This window comes from Wolbachia endosymbiont of Drosophila baimaii, assembly GCF_028982185.1.
GTDB classification, from domain to species: domain Bacteria; phylum Pseudomonadota; class Alphaproteobacteria; order Rickettsiales; family Anaplasmataceae; genus Wolbachia; species Wolbachia pipientis.
On record NZ_JAPQLE010000089.1, the window covers coordinates 1 to 10,824 of the forward strand.

Here is a 10,824-nt window from a genome sequence, read left to right on the forward strand (position 1 = left end):
CAGATTGATTGCAAAAAAACAAGATTTTCAATAGGTTGCTTATAATCCTAACTATAGTTAGCCTTTCATAAGTAGCAATGCAACAAAGCCATCCCAGTGTCAAGCACTGGGATCTGATGGGCCAAAATCACAATGTTCGTACAGTTATGCATTTGTTGTGCAAATTACCTTTGCAAACAAATGTTCGTACAGCTGTGTGTCACACACTTTGCTTCAATATTTGCACATTAGCCACTCCCTTGAACAGATACGATAAATTAGCTTTAGGTAAGCTATAAGCTTTTATGAAATCTTTGGGTGCGTGCTGTGAAGTTTTATAAATTTTAGTCTTGCTGTCACTTTGTATAAAGGTATTTTTTCACTCACATCTTTTGAAGTTGTAGCCATGTTTAACAACTTTAAGTAGAATATTGTAGCATTTTGAAAATCTGAAAGTTTATCTAGAATAACAGCTAAATTATAAGTATAAAAAATATTGTTTTCATCGAGGGAAATAGCAGTTATCATATACTCTTTACCTTTTACATAATCCTCCTTTTTCATATAGATCAGACCTAAATTTGCTAATAAAGGAGCATAATTTTTATGTATATCATACAATTTTAACATTTCACTCAACGCCAGATCAGGATCATATTGTGAGATTATCGTCAGAAAATTTTTTAATATGTAAGGGTTACTAGGGTGTTCTTTTAACAGTCTTGTGTAAATCTCTACAGCTTTTTTGTATTCTTTATTAGCGTAATAAATATTTCCCAATCCAATTAAAGCATTTTTATGATAAGGAAACTTTGCGATAATCTGATTAAGGAGAGAAATAGCTGCTTCATTATCTCCTGATTCAAAGGAATCTTTTGCTTTTTTTAAAGTAGAGTATATGTCAAAACTCTTGCCAGAATTCTGCGAAATTTTGATATTAAATTTGTCACTTTTTCTCTCAATAACATCAAGATCTTTATATTTTTTATCAGCTTTTATATGCTTGACAACACTATCGAAGGCCTTTTGTATCTCCAAATTTTCACTAGCATAGGTAACAGAAGACCTCCATAAAATCACAACGCAAATTAACATGCAGATAAACATAGGTCCTAGTGTTGTGGCATTGGCTGCAGCGTGTAACCAGTAAACCTTATTTTTTTGAGCTATGCGTAACACATTACAAATTCATAAATGCTAAATTACCTATCTCATACAATAATAAAGATATTATTAATTAGCGGGACGAACATGCTGTGTAGCTTTTCAGAATGCATTTATCTTTTGTCTTCCATATTTCGCTTTATTTCCACAAAAATGCTTCAATTTATCTTAACATTTTGTCAACTACCTTTGTAGATTTAAAAGGGCATTTTTACATATTCCATATGGCTGCCAGCTGCACCCCTCACATGCGTACTCGAATTTCTTTAAAGACATTTTCTCCCTAATCTTTTTTACTGCCTCATTCCAAGTTAAAGTCTCGCCAATTTTAATTCCTAAAATTTCCATATGCCTTCTATCTAGCTCTAAAACTTTAGCTTGTGTGGTGCATTTACCTTGTTTAGTCTGATTTGGACAAGCACTACAGATATTATCAAGGTTACCAACTACTTCGATTTGAGTACTAATTACTTTGCTTGCTATCCTTTTATAATTTTCTACAAAACCCTGAGAATACCCATATCCCCGAAACGCGAGGGTGCACATGAAATGATGAGGGCGGAATTTTATCATTTTTTCAAATATTGCAAAGCTGCTACAAGTAGAAAAATTTTTACCAAACCAGGAAGGATAAATGGTAAAACACCCACCATTATTGCTTGTCCCAGACCCAAGTAAACAGCAAGCCAACTAACACCACAAATAAAGATTACAACTGTACCAGCCAGACAACTTAAAGAATTACACACAAATGATTTATATTTAGAGTTCAGTAATTCATTTACTTTGCTCATTACCATAACAGCAGCTAAACAGCCAATTAAATATCCACCGGTTGGTCCAAGAAGAGCGTGATAACCACCAGAAAAATTCGCAAGAACAGGCAATCCTGCTGCACCAAGTGATAGATATGTAAGCACAGAATAGAATGCTGTTCTGCGGTTAAATTTAAGCCCAATAAGCATTACTTCTAAAGTTTGCAATGTGATAGGCACAGGCTGCAATGGTATACTTATTTGAGCCATCAAGAATAAAAGTAAAACGCAAGACAATATTTCAGCCAGTGTTGATCTGCTGCTAGATTGTGTTATAAACATACCTTCCCAATAAAAATAACTTATTAAATCTAATATATGTGTATGAGAGGTTTTGCAATTTAAATTTTGCTTATATTGTGCTACAATGAATTATTTATGCACTATTAAATTAAAAATGATGAGTAAACAAGATCTATTATCGTTGATGAAAGCAAGACACAGCGGACGTTCATACGATCCTACAAGAGCAATATCTCAGGAAGACATGGATATTTTAATGGAAGCTGTAAGGCTGACTCCCTCATGTTTTGGTGATGAACCCTGGAGATACGTAATATGCAACAAACAGAACAATCAAAGCGCATGGGAAAAGCTGCTAAATTGCCTTGATGAATCTAATCAAAAATGGGCAAAAGATGCACAAGTGTTAATCATATCTTTAAGTGCTAAAAACTTCCGTAAACAAGGTAAAGGAGAAAATCTTTGGGCTAATCATGATACTGGTGCAGCAAATTATGGACTTATGTTACAAGCTGCAGTTATGAACTTAATGGCCCATCAAATGGGTGGATTTGATAGAGATAAAATAGTGAAAGAGTTCAATATACCCAATGACTTTAACGTAATGTCAGTGATAGCGGTTGGTTACGAAGAAGAGGGTGCTGAAACAAGTAAGAAGAAAAGAAGACCAATAGAAGAAATATTTTTTTATGATGAGTGGCCAAAATTCTGAAAATTTTATCAAAATGCACGGCACTGGTAACAATTTCGTTATCATAGACTCACGTTCAACAAACAATTTAGACTGGAACCATAGACAAATTGCTGATCAAAGCAGTTGTGATCAAGTGATAATTATAACAATGTCTAATGCTGCAGACTGTTTTATGCATATCTATAATGCTGATGGCAGTCGAGCTGAAATGTGCGGAAACGCAGCACGCTGTGTTGGATATTTGATAATGTCAGAAAAAGGTGCTGAATACTCCATTATTGAGCTAACAAGCAAACGCATTTTAGAGTGTTTTAAAGTGGGTGATAAATCCATAAAGGTTAACATGGGTAAACCTTTGCTAAAATGGCATGAAATTCCCTTGTCTACTGAGTGTGACACTCTTCACTTACCTATAGAGCTTGAAATGCTAAAAGATCCTGTTGCAGTAAATATTGGCAATCCTCACATAGTTTTTTTTGTTGATAACATAAGTGAAATACCATTGCGAAATTTAGGACCAAAGCTAGAAAATCACGCATTATTTCCTCGGAAAATTAATGTTAGTATTGCACAAGTTGAAAAGTCTGGAGAAATAGCTTTAAGAGTTTGGGAAAGAGGTACAGGCATTACTGCATCATGCGGTAGTGCAGCCTGTGCAGCACTTGTTGCATCCACACTACGTGGATATCTGGTTGCCCAACAGACTTCAGTAAATTTACCAGGAGGCAAGTTATTAATCGAATGGGCAAATAACGTATTCATGACCGGTGATATAGGGTTTTTGTGACCCTAATTCTAGTGATGCATTACTTCCAATACCTTCTTACCAATTACTGCAGGGGTTTCAGCAATTGCAATTCCAGCGCTCCGCATAACTTCTAGTTTTGCACCAGCACTTCCACCGCTGGAAGAGATGATTGCTCCAGCGTGTCCCATACGTCTTCCTGGAGGTGCCGTTTGGCCTGCTACAAAACCAACGATTGGCTTTTTAGTTTTTTCTGTTTTCACAAAATGTGATACATCTTCTTCTTCATTTCCACCTATTTCACCAATAACTACAATACCATGAGTATCGTCATCTTTTAAAAAGAGCTCCATACAGTCAACAAATGTCATACCATGAACTGGATCTCCCCCAATTCCGATACATGTGGATTGACCAAGACCAACAGCGGTTGTTTGTGCTACTGCCTCGTAAGTTAAAGTTCCGGAGCGAGACATAATTCCTATGTGTCCACACTTATGGATATGGCCAGGCATAATTCCTATTTTGCATTCTTCAGGTGTAATAATTCCCGGGCAGTTGGGACCAATCAATCGACCTTTTGAGCCGATAAGCGCACGCTTAACTTTCACCATATCAAGTATAGGAATGCCCTCTGTAATACAAATTATCAATTCTATTTTTGCATCTATTGCTTCAAGTATTGCAGCAGCAGCAAATTTAGCAGGTACATATATAACTGTAGCATTTGCACCGGTTTTTTCTTTGGCTTCTGCTACAGTATTAAAAACCGGTAAATTAAGGTGAGTGCTCCCACCCTTTCCAGGAGTTACACCTCCCACCATTTTCGTTCCGTAATCAATTGCTTGCTCTGAATGAAATGTGCCTTGTGCACCAGTAAAACCCTGGCATATTAATCTTGTATCTTTGTTTACTAAAACGGACATGCTTTATTTTACCTCTTTTACTATCTTTTGCGCAGCTTCATCTAGCTCATCTGCAGAAATAATATTTAATCCTGACTCTTCTAAAATTTTTTTTCCTTCTTCAAAATTAGTACCTGATAATCTAACCACTAGAGGAACTTTAATGCTCATTTCTTTTGCAGCCGCAACAATTCCACTTGCGATAATATCGCAACGCATTATACCACCAAATATGTTAACCAGAATTCCTTTTACGTTGCTATCAGACAATATGATTTTAAATGCTTCAGTTACAGTTTCTTTACTCGCTCCACCACCAACATCCAAAAAGTTAGCAGGTTCTGCTCCGTAGTATTTTATTATATCCATTGTTGCCATAGCAAGACCTGCACCATTTACCATGCAACCAATACTGCCATCCATTTTGATGTAACTGAGCTCATACTTTGAAGCCTCTATCTCTTCTTTCACTTCCTCATCATAATCACGAAGTTCCATAATTTCTGGGTGACGATATAAAGCATTATCATCGAAATTAATTTTTGCATCGAGCGCAATAAAATCTCCAGAATTTGTTTCAACCAGTGGATTAATTTCAATTTGGCTCGCATCAGTTGCAACAAACGCATCATATATTTTTTTTGCAATGTTCGATATCTTTTCTATTTGTTCTGGACTCAAATGAAAACTGCTGCTTAACTTGCTGCTATCAAAACTTGTAGCAGGATCAATATCAAATTTCACAATTTTTGCAGGAGAATTTTTTGCCACTTCTTCGATGTCCATCCCACCTTCTGAGGAAAATATGAATATTGGCCTACTGAGCTTCGGGTCGATTACCAGGCTTAAATAATACTCTTTCTTAATGCTTGAGCCTTCTTCAACGTACACTTTTCTTACTTGCTGCCCGCTTGGCCCTGTTTGATGAGTAACTAAAGTCATACCAATCATGTCCTTTACAAACTGTTGAGCTTCTTCAACTGACTTTGCTAGCTTTACGCCACCGGCTTTACCCCTACCACCTGCATGAATTTGAGCTTTAACTACAAACACGTCAGATTTTAATTGACTTACTTGAGTCTTTACTTCTTCTGCAGATGTAGCAACAAAACCTTTTGGCACTGGGACATTAAATTTATGCAAAACTTCTTTCGCTTGATATTCGTGAATATTCATAAAATAACCAATGATAAACTATTAACTTGAGTACAAACTACCAACCATAACGTTGCCTTCTGCACTCTTGTTGGTACCTCTTTTTTTTAGCTTCAGCTTTCTTTTTAGCTCTTTTTTCTGATTTTTTTTCATGATATTGTTTTTTCATTTTCAACCCTCTTCCTTCCTTTTGAATTGTTTTTTTCAATACTGGAAGAGCTCTGTCTACATCACCATAATGGACTGATACTTCTATCAAACTCTATACCTCCTTCGGTAATCATTTCAAAATCTATTTATAAATTAGAAAATTAACATTGTCAATTATTTTATAAACTTGAGCGTTAAAATATAATATGCCATAATTTACATGGTAAATAATGTCATTCCAGTGTCAGCTACTTGCTTACTGATGGAGATTGCTCTTATGTTACAGCGTTCTTACAATTATACTAACATCGGGGCGGAGAGATTTGAACTCCCGACCCTTTGGTCCCAAACCAAATGCGCTACCAGGCTGCGCTACGCCCCGACTTCTTTACTCAGAGTATCAATAACTCAGGCAAAATGCAAGATTCATTTGTTTACTTTAGAAAAAATATAATATGAGATTTAATATTATCTTAGAATATGTTTTTTATTAGCTCCTCTTTAACAACAGACTGCTTCGTAGAAAGTCTACAGGGTTTTTGTGCGCGCAACACTGAACCAGATTTCTTTATGACCCAAACCTTAGCCATATTTAAAAATCTAGCTACACCAATTGGTGAAAGTGAGTGCAGCAACTACAGCAGTATCGACCCTTAAAATTCTTTTTCCTAGACTCAATTTTTGACAAAACTTATCGGCAAGATCAAGTTCATAAGATGAAAAACCACCTTCAGGGCCAACAATAATAGCAACATTTTTTTTGCCTTTCAGCACTTTGTCAGCTTTACCTGTTTCATCACACAAAACAAAATTTTTACTCTGGGAATCAGGTAACTCACAAAAGTTAATAGGAGGCAAAATCTCTGGTATACTTATCCTACCTGATTGTTCCGCTGCTTCGATTGCTTGTAATTTTGCTCTACTTAGGTTAATATTTTTTACCACTGTACGTTCCGTTGAAATAAATTGAATGCAGATTACTCCCATTTCAGTTGCCTGTCTTACTATGTTGTTCAAAGCAGCACTTTTTACCATGGCACAATACAGGTATAAATTTTCCTCATATTGCTGTTGTTTAGTGCATTCTTTGGGTGTAACTTCTGTCAATTTACGCGATATATTAACTACTTCTCCTAACCATTCTCCATCTTTTCCATTAAAAAGAGAGAGATTATCATACTTCTTAAGCCGCATTACATTGCAAATGTAGTGACTTTGTTGTGGATTAAGTGCCAAACTCACGCTTTGTGATAAAGCTTCTTCAACATAGAGCCTAATTTTTCCCATTCAAAACTTTAATTATATTCTACTCGAGTGACTCTTACGGGATTTGAACCCGTGTTACCACCGTGAAAGGGTGGTGTCCTAACCACTAGACGAAAGAGTCAACTTGAATCTAACTAGGTTATATCGATTACATATATAAAGTCAATTCAATTATTTTGAATCACATAGTTAGAGGGATATATCAGTAATCTTATATCGACAGCCTCCTATTACTCCATGCTCAATACTCACTGAACCTATCTCAGATTTAGGAGCTAATTCTAATTGTTGTTCAACTTTTGTATCGGAATCATAGCCAGAATCTCTACGCTCATATTTCTGCCTTATTTCTTCTACACTAAAGCCAACCTTGGTCTTAATTTTTTGATCATTAGTCTGTTGCTGACTTATCGACTTATTAGCACTTAGCTCATTTAGCTTCACTTGCCAATCATTCACTTTATCTTGCACTAACCCATGGCAAGTTCCAGAATTAGCTTTTATGTCTTTTGCTTTTCTTTCTGCTCTTTTCTTGGACAAATCTACCCCAGAATAAATAGGTTCTGACGACTGTTCTGGCTCTTTCTGTTTTAGGCTAGTAGGCTTTTTTTGTTCTGAAAGATCATCTATAGTGCAATAAATAGGTTCTTCTGATATACTCAAATAACCACTATCTTCCAATGATAAATTTTCGGTGGATTTTTTATGTGAATCATATATTTCAGCATAAATAGATTCTTCTGGTACACTCAAATAACCATTCTCCCCTAATGAGTTACTAACCTTAGCATCATACACCTCAGCGTAAATTGGCTCTTTTGAAGGCAAAGCATCATAATTAGTGCTCTTTGGCTTATACTCAAAAGTGCTAGAAGGTTTTTGAGGTGGTATTACATTGTTGTTCACCTCAGCGTACATAGTTATTGGCTCATATTCAGAGGTTCTAGGAGGTTTTTGTTGTATAGCTTCAACATTCAAATCATCTGTAGAATAATACTCTGCGCCTTTTCCTAGTAAAAAGGAAACTGTGGGGTGAAGAATTATCTCTGCTGGTAAGTTTTTCTCACTATCCAATTTTAGATTTTTTGATTCTGCTAAACTCTCAATAACACGAATTATAACATTCTTTCCATTCTCATCTATTGAGTGGATATCAGCTCCACGATTAATCAGCAATTCCATTATTTTGTGATCTGTAGCATGTTCTAAAGCCTGATTTAAAGCTTGATTATTATTTATATCAAATGATCCTGTATTCTTGAGAGACATAGTCTTTGAAAAGAATTTTCTAAAACTATTTAATGCATCATAGAGAATTAGAGTCAGTTTAACACCTTTTATGTCATTGTTTTTGACAGATTTAATTAAAAAATTATCTATTATGCCCATGATTATACCCCTCTATATAAAAGCTCACTATCATGGTACAATTTTAAACTATGATGATTTATTTTCTACTAATAGCAGCTCTCTATAACCACTTAACAAGTGGTGGCATTGACATCATAATTGCATCTGGATTGCCGTCAGTCATTAAACCAAACCTTGTGCCACGATCGTATAACAGATTGAATTCTACATATCTGCCACGTTTTATTAATTGATTTTCTCGTTGTTCTTTTGTCCAAGATTTTTGTATATGTTTACGTATGATGTGCAAATAAATTTCCAAAAAGGCTTCACCTACTGCTTTTGTGAACTCAAAATCGTTTTCCCAGTTGCCAGAACTCAGATTATCATAGAAAATACCACCAATACCACGCGGCTCTTTTCTGTGTTGTAAGAAAAAATAGTTGTCACATTGCTCTTTAAATTTTGGATAATATCCGGTGTCAAATCTATCACATGTCATTTTGATTGATTCATGGATATACTTGCAATCTTCTTCATTTTTATATATTGGCGTAAAATCCATTCCTCCACCAAACCATTGTTTTGAAGTATATATCAGCCTTGTGTTCATATGTGCTGCAGGGATAAGGGGCGATTGCATATGAGACACTAAAGATATACCGCTTGCCCAGAACTCTCCGTTACTTTCACTTGCACCAGGAATTTCATTAATGGCTGAATCTGCAAATTTTCCGTGTACTTTTGAAACGTTTACTCCAACTTTTTCAAAAACATTACCAAAAATAATTGTAGATTCACCACCTCCACCACCTGGGCGATCCCACTTTCTCTTTTCGATCTTTGGCTCTGCGGATGATTGTTTTTCAATTAATAAGAAAGATTCTATGATCTTATCTCTTAGTGCACAGAACCATTTAAATGCTTGTGTTTTTTGTTTTTCCATAATATCCTCTTGCTAGCTTATTAACATTGTTATATCTGATATTTAAGGAACTTAATTAGATTTGGATGGTAATTATCTATCAAAGACGTTAATAAATCTATAATAATTAAATCAATATAATAGAACATTTTCGTATGTACAACAATGCCAAGTAACAATAATGAATAAAAGATACATAGATAACAAAAAAGAGAACAGGGTTGACTTTATACTAAGAAATTATGGAATGTCAATTGTTGTGATGGCAGTTATTATGCTCTTACCTCCAGTAGCAATATCGATACTCTACTTTTTTGATATATATAGTCAGCATATTAATATAGAAATTAATTTATTAGTTAGCATTCTAACAACTATCTTTATGATGTATAATGTAAAACGCTACAGATACCTACTTAACACTATAGAATTTCAAAATGCAATATTTGCAAATGCACTAAATCATAATACAGAATTTTGCCTTATTTTACATAAAGATGAAGGTATTATTTATGCTGATGCAAGGTTCTACGAAAGGTTTAAAGATCATATAGATGATGACATTACGTTAGGCAAGATTCTTGAAATAGGAGATGTTTCAGAAGCAGACAAAAAAGTACTCTATCATGCACTAAAAAATAACTCTTCTGTACAGGTATGCATTTCCTTAAACAAGAAGAATAGAGTATTTAACTTTCTTTTGCTCTTTGAGCCGATACCAGATAATCCCCAAATTGCTATAAATAGTAATAAGATTTTAAATTTATCATTAGTGCCAATAGCAAGGCCAGATGGGTATTTTGTATTAAAAGCAACACAGATAAACAAGGAGCAGATATATGAAGAGTTAATAGAAAAACACAGCATAGGAACTTACATTGCAAATGCCAAAGGGGTGATTTTATCTGTAAATAAAAGATTTTTAGACATATTTGAACTAAAAAAACTGGAAAAAGGTAGCTCAATCAGTGATTTTATATCTCAATCTAAATATAACAATACAACAACCGATAATGAAATTTTGTTTTTTACTATAAGTGGTATTCCATTCAAGGCTTATATGAGCACTGCTATATTTTGTGATAAATACAACATACTGTAATTGCGATTGAATAATGGAGAGACATACTCCATTATTTTAGCACGAAGTAACAAATTCAATGAATTGGTTCTTCAAAAATAATTTAAACTTTTACAGTAGGAGTAGTCTCATGAAATATTATAGCGGGTTAGATATCTCACTCAAAGAAACTTTTATTAGTATCGTTGATGAGAAAGGAAAAATTGTTAAAGAAGAAGTTGTTGCAAGTGAGAGCAGTGCAATAGCTGAGTTTCTGCTTAGTCAAAGCAGAGAATACGAATCCATAGGAATAGAAAGTGGGCAATTGTCAATATCGATGTGCAAAGAGTTAAGGAGCTTTGGATTACCAGTA

Annotated in this window: 11 protein-coding genes, 2 tRNA genes and 2 pseudogenes; 4 read left to right on the forward strand and 11 right to left on the reverse strand. The window is 34.8% G+C overall.

From position 1 onward, the window contains the following. Positions 1-282: 282 nt before the first annotated feature. From OZD66_RS02885 to OZD66_RS02895, 3 genes are all read right to left on the reverse strand, one after another. A complete protein-coding gene (locus OZD66_RS02885) occupies positions 283-1,158 on the reverse strand; it encodes a tetratricopeptide repeat protein (protein WP_182367779.1) in 876 nt (291 codons plus the stop codon). 168 nt (positions 1,159-1,326) lie between these two features. Beyond that, entirely contained in the window at positions 1,327-1,716 is a 390-nt protein-coding gene (locus tag OZD66_RS02890; RefSeq protein ID WP_182367782.1) for a DUF1284 domain-containing protein, read from the reverse strand. Next, positions 1,713-2,240, reverse strand: coding sequence for a biotin transporter BioY (locus OZD66_RS02895; protein ID WP_182367785.1), 528 nt, complete (start codon positions 2,238-2,240; stop codon positions 1,713-1,715). Before OZD66_RS02895 ends, OZD66_RS02890 begins: the two co-directional genes overlap by 4 nt. Positions 2,241-2,325: 85 nt before the next feature. Here OZD66_RS02895 and OZD66_RS02900 point away from each other — a divergent pair, with 85 nt between their 5' ends. Continuing rightward, positions 2,326-2,913 carry a nitroreductase family protein gene (locus OZD66_RS02900; RefSeq protein WP_006279823.1) on the forward strand — a complete coding sequence of 196 codons (588 nt, stop codon included), beginning with the start codon at positions 2,326-2,328 and terminating at the stop codon, positions 2,911-2,913. Continuing rightward, entirely contained in the window at positions 2,894-3,682 is a 789-nt protein-coding gene (gene dapF, locus OZD66_RS02905; RefSeq protein WP_006279822.1) for a diaminopimelate epimerase, read from the forward strand. Before OZD66_RS02900 ends, dapF begins: the two co-directional genes overlap by 20 nt. An 8-nt stretch (positions 3,683-3,690) precedes the next feature. Here dapF and sucD read toward each other — a convergent pair whose 3' ends face one another. The 8 genes from sucD to hemF all read right to left on the reverse strand — a co-directional run bounded on the left by sucD (position 3,691) and on the right by hemF (position 9,412). Continuing rightward, entirely contained in the window at positions 3,691-4,566 is an 876-nt protein-coding gene (gene sucD / locus OZD66_RS02910) for a succinate--CoA ligase subunit alpha (RefSeq protein ID WP_182367788.1), read from the reverse strand. Between the two features lie 3 nt (positions 4,567-4,569). Further along, positions 4,570-5,721, reverse strand: coding sequence for an ADP-forming succinate--CoA ligase subunit beta (sucC, locus tag OZD66_RS02915; RefSeq protein WP_182367791.1), 1,152 nt, complete (start codon positions 5,719-5,721; stop codon positions 4,570-4,572). Positions 5,722-5,758: 37 nt separating this feature from the next. Further along, positions 5,759-5,959, reverse strand: coding sequence for a 30S ribosomal protein S21 (gene rpsU, locus OZD66_RS02920; RefSeq protein ID WP_006279819.1), 201 nt, complete (start codon positions 5,957-5,959; stop codon positions 5,759-5,761). Positions 5,960-6,158: 199 nt separating this feature from the next. Next, positions 6,159-6,232: transfer RNA gene (locus tag OZD66_RS02925), tRNA-Pro, on the reverse strand. 218 nt (positions 6,233-6,450) lie between these two features. Continuing rightward, a complete protein-coding gene (locus OZD66_RS02930) occupies positions 6,451-7,137 on the reverse strand; it encodes a 16S rRNA (uracil(1498)-N(3))-methyltransferase (protein WP_182367792.1) in 687 nt (228 codons plus the stop codon). Between the two features lie 28 nt (positions 7,138-7,165). Continuing rightward, positions 7,166-7,237, reverse strand: a tRNA-Glu gene (locus OZD66_RS02935). A 68-nt stretch (positions 7,238-7,305) separates the two neighbouring features. Beyond that, the gene (locus tag OZD66_RS02940; protein ID WP_182367797.1) at positions 7,306-8,505 is read right to left on the reverse strand and encodes an ankyrin repeat domain-containing protein; all 1,200 of its coding nucleotides are present in this window, start codon (positions 8,503-8,505) and stop codon (positions 7,306-7,308) included. Between the two features lie 82 nt (positions 8,506-8,587). Then, a complete protein-coding gene (hemF, locus tag OZD66_RS02945; RefSeq protein WP_064124995.1) occupies positions 8,588-9,412 on the reverse strand; it encodes an oxygen-dependent coproporphyrinogen oxidase in 825 nt (274 codons plus the stop codon). A gap of 160 nt (positions 9,413-9,572) precedes the next feature. Between hemF and OZD66_RS02950 the strand changes: the two are divergent. Both OZD66_RS02950 and OZD66_RS02955 read left to right on the forward strand, forming a co-directional pair. Beyond that, positions 9,573-10,484 (forward strand): annotated as a pseudogene (locus OZD66_RS02950) (PAS domain-containing protein); the annotation flags it as partial. Between the two features lie 118 nt (positions 10,485-10,602). Further along, positions 10,603-10,824, forward strand: a pseudogene (locus tag OZD66_RS02955) (IS110 family transposase); the annotation flags it as partial.

Bases quoted from the DNA above. Each gene is read 5' to 3' on its own strand.
- OZD66_RS02890 (WP_182367782.1), bottom strand. From the start codon at position 1,716: ATGATAAAATTCCGCCCTCATCATTTCATGTGCACCCTCGCGTTTCGG.
- OZD66_RS02895 (WP_182367785.1), bottom strand. From the start codon at position 2,240: ATGTTTATAACACAATCTAGCAGCAGATCAACACTGGCTGAAATATTG.
- OZD66_RS02900 (WP_006279823.1), top strand. From the start codon at position 2,326: ATGAATTATTTATGCACTATTAAATTAAAAATGATGAGTAAACAAGAT.
- dapF (WP_006279822.1), top strand. From the start codon at position 2,894: ATGAGTGGCCAAAATTCTGAAAATTTTATCAAAATGCACGGCACTGGT.
- sucD (WP_182367788.1), bottom strand. From the start codon at position 4,566: ATGTCCGTTTTAGTAAACAAAGATACAAGATTAATATGCCAGGGTTTT.
- sucC (WP_182367791.1), bottom strand. From the start codon at position 5,721: ATGAATATTCACGAATATCAAGCGAAAGAAGTTTTGCATAAATTTAAT.
- OZD66_RS02930 (WP_182367792.1), bottom strand. From the start codon at position 7,137: ATGGGAAAAATTAGGCTCTATGTTGAAGAAGCTTTATCACAAAGCGTG.
- OZD66_RS02940 (WP_182367797.1), bottom strand. From the start codon at position 8,505: ATGGGCATAATAGATAATTTTTTAATTAAATCTGTCAAAAACAATGAC.
- hemF (WP_064124995.1), bottom strand. From the start codon at position 9,412: ATGGAAAAACAAAAAACACAAGCATTTAAATGGTTCTGTGCACTAAGA.